The 16,823-nt window shown below is 55.6% G+C and carries 8 protein-coding genes and 3 pseudogenes; 8 read left to right on the top strand and 3 right to left on the bottom strand.

The annotated features are described in order from the left end of the window. Window positions 1-211 precede the first annotated feature (211 nt). The 8 genes and pseudogenes from PSH69_RS20375 to PSH69_RS20340 all read left to right on the top strand — a co-directional run. Window positions 212-371: pseudogene (locus PSH69_RS20375) on the top strand (IS630 family transposase); the annotation flags it as partial. A 370-nt stretch (window positions 372-741) separates the two neighbouring features. Beyond that, entirely contained in the window at window positions 742-2,175 is a 1,434-nt protein-coding gene (locus tag PSH69_RS20370; protein WP_305409606.1) for a hypothetical protein, read from the top strand. Window positions 2,176-2,637: 462 nt separating this feature from the next. Then, complete coding sequence (locus PSH69_RS20365) at window positions 2,638-3,075, top strand: hypothetical protein (RefSeq protein ID WP_305409605.1); 438 nt, start codon at window positions 2,638-2,640, stop codon at window positions 3,073-3,075. Between the two features lie 1,561 nt (window positions 3,076-4,636). Beyond that, a complete protein-coding gene (locus tag PSH69_RS20360) occupies window positions 4,637-5,587 on the top strand; it encodes a terpene synthase family protein (protein ID WP_305409604.1) in 951 nt (316 codons plus the stop codon). A 728-nt stretch (window positions 5,588-6,315) separates the two neighbouring features. Further along, window positions 6,316-7,707, top strand: coding sequence for an anthrax toxin-like adenylyl cyclase domain-containing protein (locus PSH69_RS20355; RefSeq protein WP_305409603.1), 1,392 nt, complete (start codon window positions 6,316-6,318; stop codon window positions 7,705-7,707). A 74-nt stretch (window positions 7,708-7,781) separates the two neighbouring features. Beyond that, window positions 7,782-8,555 (top strand): annotated as a pseudogene (locus PSH69_RS20350) (helix-turn-helix domain-containing protein); the annotation flags it as partial. Between the two features lie 385 nt (window positions 8,556-8,940). Then, the gene (locus PSH69_RS20345) at window positions 8,941-10,248 is read left to right on the top strand and encodes a hypothetical protein (protein WP_305409602.1); all 1,308 of its coding nucleotides are present in this window, start codon (window positions 8,941-8,943) and stop codon (window positions 10,246-10,248) included. Window positions 10,249-10,418: 170 nt separating this feature from the next. Then, window positions 10,419-10,621 (top strand): annotated as a pseudogene (locus PSH69_RS20340) (Tn3 family transposase); the annotation flags it as partial. A gap of 444 nt (window positions 10,622-11,065) precedes the next feature. Here the strand turns inward: PSH69_RS20340 and PSH69_RS20335 are convergent. The 3 genes from PSH69_RS20335 to PSH69_RS20325 all read right to left on the bottom strand — a co-directional run bounded on the left by PSH69_RS20335 (window position 11,066) and on the right by PSH69_RS20325 (window position 16,051). Beyond that, window positions 11,066-11,887, bottom strand: coding sequence for a hypothetical protein (locus PSH69_RS20335; RefSeq protein ID WP_305409601.1), 822 nt, complete (start codon window positions 11,885-11,887; stop codon window positions 11,066-11,068). Window positions 11,888-13,170: 1,283 nt separating this feature from the next. Continuing rightward, the gene (locus PSH69_RS20330; protein WP_305409600.1) at window positions 13,171-13,692 is read right to left on the bottom strand and encodes a hypothetical protein; all 522 of its coding nucleotides are present in this window, start codon (window positions 13,690-13,692) and stop codon (window positions 13,171-13,173) included. 1,255 nt (window positions 13,693-14,947) lie between these two features. Then, a complete protein-coding gene (locus tag PSH69_RS20325; RefSeq protein ID WP_305409599.1) occupies window positions 14,948-16,051 on the bottom strand; it encodes a hypothetical protein in 1,104 nt (367 codons plus the stop codon). Window positions 16,052-16,823 lie beyond the last annotated feature (772 nt).

Genomic DNA, 16,823 nt, shown 5'->3' with positions numbered 1-16,823 from the left:
CCGATATTGGCTACAACGTTCGAAGAGCCGCAGGTGAACGCACTCAACATCGGCTTCAGCTCAGAAGATCACGCCCAACTAAGCCGGCGTGTACGTTCACCATCAGCCAGCGCGACGGCCATCACGCACGAGTGACTCTGTTGGCGGCCAAGGGTATACGCGAGTAGAGATTGCCCGGTTGACCAGGTTCTTACTCCCAGTTATCACGTGAGAGGGCCACATCAGTTCGCTACGCGAACTGGAGACCTCGATGACCACGTTCCTGGCTTTGCAAAATGCGCAGCCGACTCGGTATATCCGGAACGCAAAAGGCGAAAATCTTGAATGTAATTCAGTGCGCCCGTGAGGCAATGGCCTCACAAGCTGGGTAGATTGTTTCGAGAAGGGCACATTAGGTGCCTTTGCCAGGCGGATCGGTGATCACGGATTTATAGGGCTGCCCAATAACCTGCTGTAGCCGTTCATGTTGATGAAAGTTCAAGCGTATGGGAACCAGGCAGGCTGGAAGCAGCACTAAATCAAGTCACTACTTTGAAATTTCAACATCAACCTGGCTATCACCGTTTATGGAAGCTGAAGCCATTTGATATCAAATGCAAGGGGATATAAATGGGTGGCTGTATTTCGCGAGACAAGATGGGGCCTGACCTCGCGACACCTCTTTTCACAGTGCCACAACCGACACCTGCCCCTGCGCCCACACCACCCACCCACCTGTTGACTCCCCGCAATCCGGAACGTATGGATGCGAACGGGGCGCTGATTCGGGCGGGCAAGTCCTCACAAAAAACTTCGCTGTCCCAGGTGGCCCTTAAGGCGGCCCTTGATCGATCGGACACCTCGCCCAAGACCGGACTCCGGGACCTTCCCGTGGAGTTGGTACAGGCTATTATCCGTGGTGTAGCAGCCAGTGACTCGGCGGGTGATGCGGCCGGGGGGTTGCGTGCCATCATGTTGAGCAACAAGTTTTTAAAGGGAGCGGTATTGGGTGAGCAGTCGGTCAAGGAGCATTACGAATTTCTGCAACCGTTGATAGGCGCCTTCAACGCGCTCAAACCTCAGCTGGCGATTCACCAGATAAATAGCCAGATGCTGGTGTTGATGGGGCCTAAACAGCGCCAGGGGCAGGTCACGGCCATCCTCGACCTGCCCAACTCCTGGGACAAGGCTCTGGCGATCGCCGGGTTGGGTGCCGGGCTGGCGGCTCTCGAAGGGTCGCAGAAGCAGGCGCTGGTCACCGCCGCCCTCGGCCTGGTCAACGGGTTGCACAAGGCCCACGCGATCGCCGGGTTGGGTGCCGGGCTGACGGCTCTCGAACGGCCGCAGCGGCAGGCGCTGGTCACCGCCGCCCTCGGCCTGGCCGACGGCTGGCATAAGGCTCAGGCAATCGCCGGGTTGGGCGCCGGGCTGACGGCTCTCGAAGAGCCGCAGCGGGAGGCGCTGGTCACCGCTGCCCTTGGCTTGGACAAGGGCCCCAAGGGACTGGCGATCGCCGGGCTGGGTGCCGGGCTGGGGGCTATCGAACTGCCGCAGCAGGAGGCGCTGGTCACCGCTGCCTTCGGCCTACCCGACTCCTGGGAGAAGGCCCAGGCGATCGCCGGGTTGGGTGCCGGTCTGACGGCTCTCGAAGAGTCGCAGCAGGAGGCGCTGGTTACGACCGCCCTCGGCCTGGCCGCCGGGTTTCAAAAGGCCCGGGCGATTGCCGGGTTGGGTGCCGGGCTGGAGGCTCTCGAACGGCGGCAGCAGGAGGCGCTGGTCACGGCTGCCCTCGGCTTGGACATCGACTGGGACAAGGCCCAGGCGATCGCCGGGTTGGGTGCCGGGCTGACGGCTCTCGAACAGCCAAAACAGCAAGAGCTGGTCACGGCCGCCCTCGGCTTGGCCGGGGGGTGGGACAAGGCCCAGGTGATCGCCAGTCTGGGCGCGGGCCTGACGGCTCTCGAACGGTCGCAGCAGGAGGCGCTGGTCACCGCCGTCCTCAGCCTGACCTACGAGAAGGACAAAGCCCTGGCGATCGCCGGGCTGAGCGCCGGGCTGACGGCTCTCGAACGGCCGCAGCAGCAGGCGCTGGTCATGGCCGCCCTCGGCTTGGCCGACGACAGGTACAAGGCCGAGGCGATCGCCGGGCTGGTCAATGGTTTTCAAGCTTCGAGGGTTCGTGGCTATCTTCGTTGAGGGGTTGACCGATCCCAGGCGAGGACACCCCTGTTAATCACTGGGTCCGCGAAAAGAACGACACCCTCCGTGAGTATCTGGCGAACACCAACCCTCAAGGCTATTTGCGCGACAACGCGGAAATAGCCCTCGCAGTATTCAGTTCATGACAAACCCATACATTCGCCCCTGCGCTTCATGAGCCAGGAGGATTTCCCCATGGGTCAGGTAGCTGTAGCCGGAACTCGAACCGCGCTCATACCACCCAAGACATTCGACACACAGGGCCGTGAATCAACCCACGGTTACGCCGCCGGCTTCCGTGTGCCGGCCGTCAACTGAACCGCAAGGAATCTACAACCAATGACGCGTATTTCCTCTGCCAGCCCGCCGCCACCCGCTGTTGTGCCAGACGTAACAGCCTCCGCAGTCGTCTCCATTTCGACTTCAACGACAGCGACACCAGAGCCACCCGGGAAGCGCATGGATCGTACGGATGCGACAGGGACACCGATCAAACCGGGCAAGTCCTCACAAAAAACTTCGTTGTCCTCGGCGGTCCTTGAGGCGGCCCTTGATCGATCGGACACATCGCCCAAGACCGGACTCCGGAACCTTCCCGCGGAGTTGCTACAGGAGATTATCCGTCGGGTCGCCAGTGGCTCAGCGGGTGATACGGCCGCGGGGTTGCACGCCCTCATGTTGAGCAACAGGTTTTTAAACGCGTCGGTATTGAATGGGAAGTCGGTCAAGGCGCATTACCTTTTTCTGCAACCGTTGATAGGCGCCTTCAAAGCGCTCAAACCCCACCTGCCGATTAATGAGATAAATAGCCAGACGCTGGCATTGATGGGGCCTAAACAGCGCCAGGGGCTGGTCAATGGTTATCAAGCTTCGAGGGTTCGTGACTATCTTCGTTGAGGGGTTGGCCGATACCATGCGCAAGCTGGAGGGGCTAAACCAGCCCCCCTGAAAATTCCGTCACCCCAGATTTTACCCCGGCCGCGAGTGCCTCCTGGTCGAACACTTTGCCGTCGTTGTGAAACGTGTAATACCCGTTTAGTAGGATATGCCGCGAGGCAGCTAGCGAGCTGTTCTCGAATCAATATTTCTCCGACATTGGCTACCTTCCTGTGTCTTCCAGCGTTTGGAGAGACGCAAGTGAACGCACTCAATATTGTCCTGAGCCCAGAAAAAAAGGCCGTGCCTTATACGCTGGACACTCACGAGCGTCAGCTTCCGCGATGAGAGAGTGAAATTACGGTTGTGTTATATGGCGTCTGGCTAAATGGGAAAATAGGACGGTCGGGCGCTCGCCAAAGCTGTGGGTCACCAGTAAAGGACCAGGCCCTCGGGGTGCAGCTGAATCTGACATCACACGTTCTCTGCGGATGTTAGTAAAATAAATATTTTATTTGGAACCGAAGGGGCCAGGTGTGTCACATCAGAGATGTATATAGCCGTTTTGTTAAAATCTGAAGGCGGAGCGTTTTGTATCGCCGGCTAGGTGTCGAGACGCTTGGTTAAATAAAATGTTGCAATTGAATTTTGACGTTGACAGTGTCGAACTAGCGGAATGTTTACAGTGAAGTTTGCACTGGTAACCGGCGCATGGGGGGGGGCGACGCTTTGTTTCGAGTTATCATGCTCGGTAGAAACAAATACCGTTGTTGACATGTCTAGGTGAAAAGTTGGTGTTGAATTGATTTGCAACAAAGGCAGTATGGTTCATCTAATTTAGCGGGATGCTTCTAAGGTTTAGGAAAATGACAACGGTTTTGACCTTAAAAAATAATTTTTGAGCACTAAATCACACCGTCAACGCAGAAGCGTCCAATGAGGCTCTGTTGTTGCTGAAACAAATAAGGGAGAGCGCTGACGGTGTTTTTCGAAGTGATGTAGAAAGCATATAATTGTATCTGAATTAAATAAATGGCTTGTGTCTAGAGTTGGAGGTGCAATGGTAAGCATTGCTTCTGTTGCTGGGATAAGCTTTCAATTTATAGTGCTTTTTAATAGTGAATGGTATTGTGCTGAGGATGCGCATAGCATTGATACGTTGCGTTGAGTCTTGGTTTCTAATTGTGATGATGTGCATGAAGGAGCATCTATGATGGGTTGCGGTGATATTGACCTGCCTCAAATAATGCAGAGTAAAGGTGTAAGCTATTTTTTCATGATGCATCTAGCTGCCGCGCTCACTATATTGATAGGGCGGCGATTGATAATATCTTCAATCAATATCTGGAACAAGCATGCCAAAATGTGGGGGTGCAATACAGAGAAGTCGGGAATTTTAATAGGAGGCAAAACACGTATCAACAAATTTTGAAAAGACTCTTGACCAAAGAGAGTGGACTCTAGAACCGTTTGAAAAACTCAAAACCCGCCTTGGGGGCTGATTGTATCATTCGAGCGAGTGTATTGCTCCCCCTTCCCTCTGAAGAGGGGGGCTAATAATTTATTTATATAAGGAAATGGTATGGACAATCGTGCGTTAAAATTGCTGGGTAGCGTCAATTGGGGCGACATCCCCCCTGTTAACATCTATCATGAATATCTGATCGAACAGGAGCATCGCTGGTTGACGAGTCTCGGCATGAACCAAGATAGTCCTGTATTGGACCGTTATAAAAAAATCAATGTGCCTTTGCTCGCTGCTATGACTCACCCATGTTCGACTGAAGAAGGTTTGTCAATAGCACACCGATTCATGTCATGGTTGCTAATACTTGATGACCAATTCGATGAAAGCAGTACCACAGAAAATTATGCGCTTTTACAAGCTGTGTTAAATAATGTAAAGCGGGTTTTGGCCGGCGAGCCAGTTGCGGAACATAGTCATGCTGGTCTTTTTAGAGGGCTCGCCGATATCTGGTCTGACCTGGCGCGTATCACCTCCCCTCATTGGCAGTCCCGCTTTACACAACACGTTATCGATTTTCTGAATGCCTATGCATGGGAGTACGATAATCGCCGGGACAATCGAGTACCCTCGGTAGAGGAGTACCTTACGTGGCGTCAGGCCACTGGTGCCGTGTTGCCATGTTTCGATCTTCTTATTCCTACGCTAGGTATAGAATTAGACGAACTGGCTTCCTCGGCGCACGAACTTGGAATTTTAGAGTTTTTAGCGTGTGAAATTATTACACTTTCGAATGACCTGGTGTCCTATCATAAAGAGATTAAAGCGCAAGATTTCCATAATCTGGTCACCATATACACTCGTAACGGTTTCAGTACTCAGTCAGCGATGGAGCGGGTGGTCCAAAAGATTAAACTGGACATCGCGGAATTCGACCGCGTAGCCAATCTGCAGCTCTCCGTAAGTCCGAGCGTCAACTTGGCCCGCTATATTTCCGCGTTGAAGAACTGGACCACCAGTAACTTTTACTGGTCCACTGTGAGTGCGCGCTATTCGCTTGATTCTTGATGCCACAAGGCAGCATGCGAGCGAGCGCAGTTTGCAAGAGCTTCGGAAGGCCAGGTCAACGCAGATCTGTGCCTCAAGAGGTGGGTTGAGCGAGCGCACGTCTTTGTCAGCCACGATACCCACTCTAGTTTGGGTGAGTGCTGCAATGCCTGCCTACTCGGACTGGCCAGATCGAGTTCAAGTGTAAGCGCTCCATACACCCACATTCAAAGTTACCACCTGACCCCGATGCTGTGCTCTCGATTCCTTTCCTGAGCCAGCGCATCATGATGCGTTCCGACGTAAAGTCGAAAAAATCTATCTCTACCCAAGCACGTCGACTTCCGAAACTCCATTGGTGCTCGTTGCTCCGGTCACACTGGACATCACGGTCGCAATGTTAGACTAAGTGCTTTTCGTGTTTATCAACAAACCTCGAAATCGAGTGCAGATTTTGTATTGGGGACACAGCGGATTATGCCATCGGCTAAAGCGATCTGAGCCAGATTGCTTAAAACATCGCGGGAATATTCGGATGGACGCATGCGCACCGAAATGCATATTACTGCAAGAGTGCAACCAATTTAAATTTAGATTTTTTTATGGAGAGACCTGTCTGCATAATAGCTAATCGCCTATCAGGTTTCGAGGAAAAACACTGGATTTCTATCAATATTCAGTCTATTTAAAATGGAACCAAACTCTCATTAATGCCACTCATAAAAGACCCTTAGTTAGGATGAGCTGTCATGCCCGAAATCAGCTTCAGTGGATGGAATAGTGGGTTTACATTTGGCGCTCCAAGTCAGGAAGCGGAATTGCCGCTTGTAGGGGAGGGTAATCCCATATCTGTGACTGACCTCGCAATAAAAAATATCAAGGAGGTCGAACACAAAGCCGGGATTTGCGAGGAGCATTTGTTCAAGCTTCATGAGGTCGCAGTGCGTCATGATTGCGTGATTGCGTTTAGACCGGTCAGTAAGCATAATGCCCCGCTTATAGCACTAGGACACCCTACTAAGGGGTTAAATATCAAGGGTAAAAGTTCAAGCCTTGGTCCTCTGTATGGCTTTATACCTGTGCAGCAAGAATTGAGTCGTCCAGGAGAATATAAGCGAGATGCGATATTGTCCGCAAATAAGGAAATAATGTCGTGCATCGCGAAGGGGGAGGTTTCGAAAGCCCCACTAGAACTTTCGTTAAGTCGAATCAATTACTTGGCTGGTAATGGAATAATTAAAGTGCGGCATGCATTAAACGGCTACATGCTTTCTTCAGTGGTGCATCCAGAAAAAGTATTTACTGCCTCCCTGACTAAGCAAGGAAACTACTCAATTTCCATTGATGAAAAGTCAGTCGAAGTTCTCGTGCCAAAAGGAATGGAGAATGAATCTAGTATTGAAAGGTACTATACTGCAGATTACGATCTTCTCTTTTTGATGCCTTCATGGGCGAAGGCGTCAGACCAAAGTGTAAGGCGGTCATCAATTAAGCCTTTGGCTCCGAACGAGAGTCCAACACGGCTAGGGCTATCCAGTCTGCACGGGCTAAGCAATTCTATACAATTACAGCGCCATGTAGATACGGCAGGCGCAGAAAATGTCAATTACATAACGACGCTTGAAGAGCGTGTGATTGCGGATATCAATAAGACTTTGCGTGGTGATATCTTAAATACGCACCCAGGCAGTGGCTCAATAGACTGGAATTTAGTGCGTCATGGCTCTGATGAGGGCAACCCAAACACCGATATGAACAGTAATATTCCTTCAACCATAATTGCGCCGACCGCTTTGGGGCGTTTTGGTGTGGTTTCGATAGCCGGTACCGAGCAAGAATTATCGGCAATCATTCAAGAGGCGAGGGATGCTAATTATGTGCTAACTGGCAATAGAAACTGGTTTGGCAGCATTATTAAAACCAATGTCCGAAAGCAGAGTGAGGACTTTGAACGTAGGATAAGCTGGTCCTCTGTAATTTCATCATCTTCGAGCAGGCGAGGCAGCAATATTTCGGAGATAGACATTGCAGTTCTGAATGCCGCAGCTACACGTCGGAATAGTGTTCCTTTTCTAGCGAATTTGCCGATACGTCGTAGCTCAATAGCCCCAACCACAGACGAAGATAATAGATCGACCTAGTGTCCTGTGTATAAAATAATTTCCTCAGAAACTGGCTATGCTTTGTCGGTCATGATCTCGTTGGAGGCGAACAGATTAGCCACCCAAGATATTTAAGTCCCGAAGAACACACCGAATTAAGCCGATGCACAAGGTTTGCCACTATCAGTCAGCGCGACGGTCGTCGCGCCCGGGTGATCCTGTTAGTCGCTCAAGATTGTTCGCAGATTGAAATAGCCAGCTTGGTTTGGTTTTCCTCTGCGTTCGGTCACTTTTTGGTGTCAGCGTTTTCAAGAACAGCGTCTAGACGAATTGATCGACAAGCTTGGGCGCGGACGCAAGTCCTCCTTGCCATCAGAGGTGCTAACCCAAGTGTTTGAGCGGGTGATTCAAGCACGTATTGGCCAGCCTCGGAGCGGCTGGGATTTCGGCCACCAGCGTGCACAAACTCGGGGCTGCCAATGACTTGAAACCGCACCTGACCCGTATCTTAAAACTGTCCAATGACCCGAGCTTCGAAGATAAGTTTTGGGATGTCATCGGACTCTACCTGGACCCGCCGGACCAGGCATTGGTGCTTTATTGCGGAGTTTTTCAAGAAGATCAATCGAGAAACGCCCAAGCCCCTTCAGCTGTACTTGATCGTCGACAACTATGCCACCCACAAGCATCCAAACGTGAAGGCGTGGCTGGACCACCTGCATTTCACCCCGACTTCCAGTTCGTTGATGAACGTGGTTGAGCGTTTTTTTCGGGACATTTACCGTGTCTTTGCGAGAGGGCAGCGTCGGTTCGTTACGCGAGCTGGAGACCTCGATAACCACTTCCTGACCTTGCAAAATGCGCAACCGACTCAGTATGTCTGGAACGGGGGAACCAGGCAGGCTGGAAGCAACACTAAAGCAAGTAACCACTTTGAAATTTTAACATCAACCCGGTTATCACCATTTATGGCAGTTAAAGCCATTTGATATCAAATGCAAGGGGATATAAATGGGTGGCTGTATTTCACGAGACATAATGAGGCCTGAGTTCATGGCGTCTCTCTCCACAGTGTCACAACCGACACCTGCCTCTGCGCCCACATCACCCACACACACCTTGACTCCCCGCAATCCGGAACGTACGGATGCGAACGGTGCGCTGATTCGGGCGGGCAGCGCCTCACAAAAAACTTCGTTGTCCCAGACGGCCCTTAAGGCGGCCCTTGACCGATCGGGCACCTCGCCCAAGACCGGACTCCGGGACCTTCCTGTGGAGTTGGTACAGGGTATTATCCGTGAGGTAGCAGCCAATGACTCGGCGGGTGATGCGGCCGGTGGGCTGCGCGCCCTCATGTTGAGCAGCAAGTTTTTAAAGGCGTCGGTATTGGGTGAGCAGTCGGTCAAGGAGTATTACGAATTTCTGCAACCGTTGATAGGCGCCTTCAACGCGCTCAAACCCCACCTGGCGATTCACCAGATGAATCGCCACATGCTGGCATTGATGGGGCCTAAACAGCGCAAAGGGCAGGTCTCGGCCGCCCTCGACCTGGCCAGCGAGTGGCACAAGGCTTGGACGATCGCTTTGCTAGGCGCCGGGCTGGCAGCTCTCGAACGGCCGCAACAGCGAGCGCTGGTCAAGGCTGCCTTGGACTTGGACGACGAGAGGGATAAGGCTAAGGCGATCGCTGGCTTGGGCGCGGGGCTGGCGGCTCTCGAACGGCGGCAGCAGGAGGCGCTGATTACCGCCGCCCTTGGCTTGACCGACAACTGGTACAAGGCTCTGGCGATCGCCGGGTTAGGCGCCGGGCTGGTGGCTCTCGAACGGCCGCAGCAGGAGGCGCTGGTCACGGCCGCTCTCGGCCTGACCGACGACTGGCACAAGGCTCAGGCAATCGCCGGGCTGGGCGCCGGGCTGGCGGCTCTCGAACGTCCGCAGCAGGAGGCGCTGGTCACCGCCGCCCTCGGCCTGGCCGACGAGTGGGACAAGGCCCAGGCGATCGCTGGACTGGGCGCCGGGCTGGCGGCTCTGGAGCGGTCGCAGCAGCAGATGCTGGTCACGACCGCCCTCGGCCTAGTCAACGGGTTGCACAAGGCCCAGATTATTGCCGGGTTGGGTGCCGGGCTGGCGGCTTTCGAACGGCTGCAGCAGGAGGCGCTGGTCACAGCCGCCCTCGGCCTGGCCGACGAGTGGGACAAGGCCCAGGTGATAGCCGGGTTGAGCGCCGGGCTGTCGGCTCTCGAACGGTCGCAGCAGCAGGCGCTGGTCACGGCCGCCCTCGGTCTGGCCGGTGGATGGGACAAGGCCCAGGCGATCGCCGGGCTGGGCGCCGGACTGACGGCTCTCGAACGGCCGCAGCAGCAGGCGCTGGTCAAGGCCGCCCTTGGTCTGGCCGATGAGTGGCACAAGGCCAAGGCGATCGCTGGACTGGGCGCCAGACTGACGGTTCTCGAACGGCCGCAGCAGCAGGAACTAGTCATAGCCGCCCTCGGCTTGACCGACGTAAGACACCAGGCCGAGGCGATCGCCGGGCTGGTTAATGGTTATCAAGCTTCGAGGGTTCATGGCTATCTTCGTTGAGGTGCTGGCCGATACCCAACTGACTGAGTCAGCAAGGCCGGCCCTGCAAGCGACGGATCAGGGCGGTGCAGTAGGGTCATAATGAATCTGGGCCTGATCATGGGGCTGTGGAAAAAAGTTCCGTGGCACCATTATCTGTAGCCTGGACAGGGCATTGACCAGGCGGTTGATATCCTAGTAAAAACGGCTTGGCCGTCGCCCTGCGCGAGTTGGGGCGCATCGAGCACACATTGTTTTTTTAGACCGATTGTAAAGCGCTGCGCCGCGTGTGAGTGCTGGGCTGAATAAGGGCGAAGCGCAAAATGCGCTGGGCAAGGCTGTGTTCTTTAATCGGTTGGTTGAAATCCGTGACTGCAATTTCGATCAGCAACGCCGTGATAGTACTTAGGCGCTCACCGGTCTGATACCCGGCTTCGAAAGCCAACGTCAGATGCAGCTGCTTGGGTCGCCAAAGAGAAGGGAGTTCAACGTACGCTAAGCCCGTCGTAACAGTCTGAATTTTCCGCACCAACCTTGGTGTTGCGGCGCCACAGGTAATCGCCGGTCAGGTTGTTGTGCTCCCAGCCCGGCGGCGACAGATACTGCAATAGCGATTCATCGACTGCGTAGCCATGTCCGCGCGGGTCGATGATCTGGAGCCTACGTTGATGCGCAATGGCTATCGCATGAAAGACCTTGTGAGGCAGTTCAACGCCACAGCACACGAATTCAAGGTGTTGTTCAGCAACATGATCCTCTTACGGCCTCTGTTTGCAAGGCAGTAAAGGACTACCCAGCAGCGATGACACCGTCGCCTTCTACGGGCGTCACGCAAGCCTTATCGCTTGGAAGACACCTTCAGCTTCAACTGGAAGCCCCGGTTTATTGCTGTGCGCGTGTTTTCGTCAAGTCCGTGGTCCTGAATGGCCGAATTGACCGCCGCCTCCAACGCTGCTGGGCGTTCTTCACCCGCAGCAGGCGCCAGCGCGGACCAGAGTTGACTCTGCCGCTCGAGATGGCACAGAAATCGTGAAATTTTAGAGCGCTGTCTCCGGTCAAGGTTTTCGGGCAGTTGCGCCATCACTGTTTGGTGTTCGGCCAGTACAGGTTTCAGTTGGACCCGACCGGAAGGCCCCAGCAGAGCCAGATTGAAGCCGTGGTTAAGTGCCGCGCGCGTGTTTTTGTGAAGTCCGTGGTGCTGCATGGCCGAATTGACCTCCGCCTCCAACGCCGCTGTGCGCACTTCGCCCGCAGCAGGCGCCAGCACTGACCAGCGCTGATTCTGCTGCTCGAGGTGGCACAGAAATCGTGAAATATTAGAGCGCTGTTTCGAGTTAAGGGTGTCGGGCAGTTGCGCCATCACTGTTTGGTGTTCGGGCAGCGCAGGTGCCAGTCGGACGTAACCGGAAGGCCCCTGCAGAACCAGGTTGAAGCCTTGGTTAAGGGCCGCGCGCGTGCCTTCGTCAAGTCCGTGGTGCTGCATGGCGGTATTGACCGCCGTCTCCAACGCTGCTGGGCGCACTTCTTCCGCAGCAGGCGCCAGCACTGACCAGCGCTGATTCTGCTGCTCGAGATGGCACAGAAATTGTGAAATTTTAGAGCGGTACGACCGGTTAAGGGTTTTGGGCAGTTGCGGCATCACGGTTTGGTGTTCGGCCAATAATGGTTTGGTTCCCCGCGTGGGGCCAGAGGACTGGGTCGACGACGGATAGGGGCGAGCAGCCCGTTCCTTGCCCCTGCGAGTGCGGGAAACGCCTGTGGTGGATGGGGCCGACGCGGCGTCGGCTCTGGACACAATGTGCCCAAAAGGATGTGCGCCTTCGTCAAGCAGCGTCGGCGGTGCCCAGTATGATTCAGAGTGGTCGGAATCTCGTGAGGCCTTGCTCGACATCGTCTCCCGGCTCTCAGTCGTGCTGCCCGACGGCAGGGACGGCCCCGAGATGTTCTGCGGACTCCGTCTCTGAATCAAAGCACTGCGCAGTTGCGCTTCTGAGCGTGAGCGCGCGCGGAGGAAATCTTCAGAAGTCAGGTGGCGAGTTAGCAATAAGTCAGTCACGACGGGTGTTATATCCGCGAGGGTATAATTCGCGCTGTCGGAGCTATTCTGAGCCCGTTGCCGATTCAACTTCTCCAGCACAACCGTCTTTGGGTTGGGTAGGGCGTAGTCCTCGGACGGCAATGAATGCAGATAGTTCTTTGAGGAGGGTGAGAGCTCTCTGCGCGATGGGCCCGTGAACTCGGCGGGTTGGGATGTTGATTGCCTCGACGAGCCGCCAGCAAGGTTTGAACGGTGCTGTTGTACATCCTCTGTGGTGTAAGGTGCTGTGGCTTTCGGCAAATGATCTGGTCCAACAGTCGATTGCGTAGAGGCCTCCAATGGCGCTAAATCGCTAGGGCTTCCTGGTGGGTGGCATTGGGAGCCGGGGCCGATGCAGCGAAGTTGGCGAGGTATGCAGAATATGGGGAAAGGGGGCGCACTCTTCTCTCCTTTAGGGACGAATAGCAGGCAGTCTCCTGCCAAAGATCGTTCGACCGAATGCAAGCCACGGCCACGTGCATAGCCTGTTGGGTGGTCTGGGGGCGAGTTGGGGTTCCAGGGCACGGGAAAGTCGATGGGGCGGTCCGGCTGAATGGGTGTTCAACCCCCGCACCCAGCGAGGGCTAGGGGGCATGCCGAGATAAGGAAAAATCAGGATATTTGCTTTGCAAGCGGGTTCTATAAAGGCTTTCATGCAATCCATCTCGAGTCCTCCTGAATGGCTGGCCACCTCGGACAATTCGCGCACGCCTAGCGCGTTGTCTCAGAGTTTTCAATGCCGATAAGTAGTTGCAGACCCCATGAGTGAATGTCCCCTCATCTGGGCATGCCCCTGGTGAGCTCCCCCTAGAGGACGAGCACGCAGTGATAACAGCCCGTCGTCATCTACTGATATGACGCAAGCCTTATCGTCTGGAAGGCGCCTTCAGCTTCAACTTGAAGCCGTGGTTAATTGCCGCGCGCGTGTTTTTGTCAAGTCCGTGGTCCTTAATGGCCGTATTGACCGCCGCCTCCAACGCTGCTGGGCGCTCTTCACCTGCAGCAGGCGCCAGCGCGGACCAGCGCTGATCCTGCTGCTCGAGATGGCACAGAAATCGTGAAATATTAGAGCGGTATGACGGGGCAAGCCTTTTGGGCAGTTGCGCCATCACTGTTTGGTGTTCGGGCTGCACAGGTGCCAGTCGGACCCGACCGGAAGGCGCCTGCAGAACCAGGTTGAAGCCGTGGTTAATTGCCGCGCGCGTGTTTTTGTCAAGTCCGTGGTCCTTAATGGCCGTATTGACCGCCGCCTCCAACGCTGCTGGGCGCTCTTCACCTGCAGCAGGCGCCAGCGCGGACCAGCGCTGACCCTGCTGCTCGAGATGGCGTAGAAATACTGAAATATAAGAGCGCTGTTGCGGGGAAAGGCTTTTGGGCAGTTGCGCCATCACGGTTTGGTGTTCGGCCAGTAATGATCCGACTCGCCGCGTGGGGGCGATGGATGACAGCGCGCGCGAGGGCCCGGAGGACTGGGTCGACGACGGATAGGGGCGAGCAGCCCGTTCCTTGCCCCTGCGAGTGCGGGAAACGCCTGTGGTGGATGGGGCCGACGCGGCGTCGGCTCTGGACACAATGTGCCCAAAAGGATGTGCGCCTTCGTCAAGCAGCGTCGGCGGTGCCCAGTATGATTCAGAGTGGTCGGAATCTCGTGAGGCCTTGCTCGACATCGTCTCCCGGCTCTCAGTCGTGCTGCCCGACGGCAGGGACGGCCCCGAGATGTTCTGCGGACTCCGTCTCTGAATCAAAGCACTGCGCAGTTGCGCTTCTGAGCGTGAGCGCGCGCGGAGGAAATCTTCAGAAGTCAGGTGGCGAGTTAGCAATAAGTCAGTCACGACGGGTGTTATATCCGCGAGGGTATAATTCGCGCTGTCGGAGCTATTCTGAGCCCGTTGCCGATTCAACTTCTCCAGCACAACCGTCTTTGGGTTGGGTAGGGCGTAGTCCTCGGACGGCAATGAATGCAGATAGTTCTTTGAGGAGGGTGAGAGCTCTCTGCGCGATGAGCCCGTGAACTCGGCAGGAAGGTGCTGTTGCACGTCCTCTGTGGTGTTCTGCAAATGATCTGGTCCAAAAGCCGATTGCGTAGAGACTTCCAATGGCGCTAAATCGCCAGGGCCTCCTGGTGGGTGGGGGGCATTGGGAGCCGGGACTGATGCAGCGAAGTTGGCGAGGTATGCAGAATATGGGGAAAGGGGGCGCACTCTTCTCTCCTTTGAGGACGAATAGCAGGCAGTCTCCTGCCAAAGATCGTTCGACTGAATGCAAACCACGGCCACGTGCATAGCCTGTTGGGTGGTCTGGGGGCGAGTTGGGTTCCAGGGCACGGGAAAGTCGATTGGGCGCTCCGGCTGAATGGGGGCTTGCCCCGTACCCGGCGAGGGCTAGGGGTATGCCGAGATAAGGCAAAATCAGGGTATTTGCTTTGCAAGCAGTTCTTCTAAAAAAGGTTTTCATGCAGTCCATCTCGAATCCTCCTGAATGGCTGGCCACCTCGGACAATCCGTGCACGCCTAGCGCGTTGTCTCAGGATTTTCAATGCCGACAAGTAGTTACAGATCCCGTGAGTGAATGTCCCCACATCTGGGCATGACCCTGGTGAGCCCCCTTAGAGAACCAGCATTCAGCGATAACAACCATCGCCTTCTACCAGCGCCTGGAAGGCGCCTTCAGCTTCAACGTGAAGCCGTGGTTAATTGCCGCGCGCGTGCTTTCGTCAAGTCCGTGGTTCTTAATGGCTGTATTGACCGCTGCCTCCAACGCTGCTGGGCGCACTTCGTTCGCAGCAGGCGCCAGCGTGGACCAGCGCCGATTCTGCTGCTCGAGATGGCACAGAAATCGTGAAATATTAGAGCGGTATGCTGAGGAGAGGCTTTTGGGCAGTTGCGCCATCACTGTTTGGTGTTCGGGCTGCACAGGCGCCAGTCGGACCCGACCGGAAGGCCCCACTAGAGCCAGGTTGAAGCCGTTGTTAAGTGCCGAGCGCGTGCTTGTGTTAAGTCCGTGGTCCTGCATGGCCGTATTGACCGCTGCCTCCAGCGCTGCTGGGCGCCTGTCGCCCACAGCAGGTGCCAGCGCGGACCAGCGCTGATCCTGCTGCTCGAGGTGGCACAGAAATCCTGAAATCGCAGAGCGGTATGGCGAGCTAAGGTTTTTGGGCAATTGCGCCATCACTGTTTGGTGTTCGGCCAGTAATGGTTTCAGTCGGACCCAACCGGAAGGCCCTACAAGAGTCAAATTGAAGCCCTGGTTAAGTGCTGCGCGCGTGGTTATGTTAAGTCTGTGGTCCTTAATGGCCGTATTGACCGCCGTCTCCAGCGCTGCTGGGCGCTCTTCACCTGCAGCAGGCGCCAGCGCGGACCAGCGCTGATCCTGCTGCTCGAGATGGCACAGAAATCGTGAAATTTTAGCGCGGTACGACCGGTCAAGGGTTTTGGGCAGTTGCGCCATCACTGTTTGGTGTTCGAGTTGCACAGGTGCCAGTCGGACCTGACCGGAAGGCCCCACTAGAGTCAGGTTGAAGCCGCGGTTAAGTGCCGCGCGCGTGTTTTTGTAAAGTCCGTGGTCCTGAATGGCCGTATTGACCGCCGTCTCCAACGCTGCTGGGCGTTTTTCTCCTGCAGCAGGTGCCAGCGCAGACCAGCGCAGACCTTGCTGCTCGAGATGGCACAGAAATTGTGAAATTTTATAGCGGTACGACCGGTTAAGGGTTTTGGGCAGTTGCGCCATCACGGTTTGGTGTTCGGTCAATAATGGTGTGGCTCCCCGCGTCGGGACGGTGGATGGCAGCGCGCGCGAGGGGCCAGAGGGCTGGGTCGACGATGGATAGGGGGGGGCAGCCCGTTCCTTGCCCCTGCGAGTGCGGGAAACGCCTGAGGTGGATGGGGCCGACGCGGCGTCGGCTCCGGACACAATGTACCCAAAAGGATGTGCGCCTTCGTCAAGCAGCGGCGGCGGTGCCCAGTGTGGCTCAGAGTGATCGGAGTCTCGTGAGGCCTTGCTCGACGTCGTCTCGCGGCTCTCGGTCGTGCTGTCCGACGGCAGGGACGACCCCGAGATGTCCTGCGGACTCCGTCTCTGAATCAAAGCACTGCGCAGTTGCGCTTCTGAGCGTGAGCGCGCGCGGAGGAAATCTTCAGAAGTCAGGTGGCGAGTTAGCAATAAATCAGTCACGACGGGTGTTATATCCGCGAGGGTATAATTCGCGCTGTCGGAGCTATTCTGAGCCCGTTGCCGATTCAACTTCTCCAGCACAACCGTCTTTGGGTTGGGTAGGGCGTAGTCCTCGGACGGCAATGAATGCAGATAGTTCTTTGAGGAGGGTGAGAGCTCTCTGTGCGATGAGCCCGTGAACTCGGCGGGTTGGGATGTTGATTGCCTCGACGAGCCGCCAGCAAGGTTTGAACGGTGCTGTTGTACATCCTCTGTGGTGTAAGGTGCTGTGGCTTTCGGCAAATGATCTGGTCCAACAGTCGATTGCGTAGAGGCCTCCAATGGCGCTAAATCGCTAGGGCTTCCTGGT

The organism is Pseudomonas sp. FP1740, from assembly GCF_030687165.1.
In the GTDB taxonomy this organism is placed as follows: Bacteria; Pseudomonadota; Gammaproteobacteria; order Pseudomonadales; family Pseudomonadaceae; genus Aquipseudomonas.
The sequence above is the reverse complement of the archived record's forward strand: the minus strand, read 5'-3'. Positions and strand labels throughout refer to the sequence as shown.

What these genes read in the sequence shown, in the direction of transcription:
- PSH69_RS20365 (WP_305409605.1), top strand. Translation starts at nt 2,638, where the DNA reads ATGGATCGTACGGATGCGACAGGGACACCGATCAAACCGGGCAAGTCC.
- PSH69_RS20330 (WP_305409600.1), bottom strand. Translation starts at nt 13,692, where the DNA reads ATGGCGCAACTGCCCAAAAGCCTTTCCCCGCAACAGCGCTCTTATATT.
- PSH69_RS20360 (WP_305409604.1), top strand. Translation starts at nt 4,637, where the DNA reads ATGGACAATCGTGCGTTAAAATTGCTGGGTAGCGTCAATTGGGGCGAC.
- PSH69_RS20370 (WP_305409606.1), top strand. Translation starts at nt 742, where the DNA reads ATGGATGCGAACGGGGCGCTGATTCGGGCGGGCAAGTCCTCACAAAAA.
- PSH69_RS20355 (WP_305409603.1), top strand. Translation starts at nt 6,316, where the DNA reads ATGCCCGAAATCAGCTTCAGTGGATGGAATAGTGGGTTTACATTTGGC.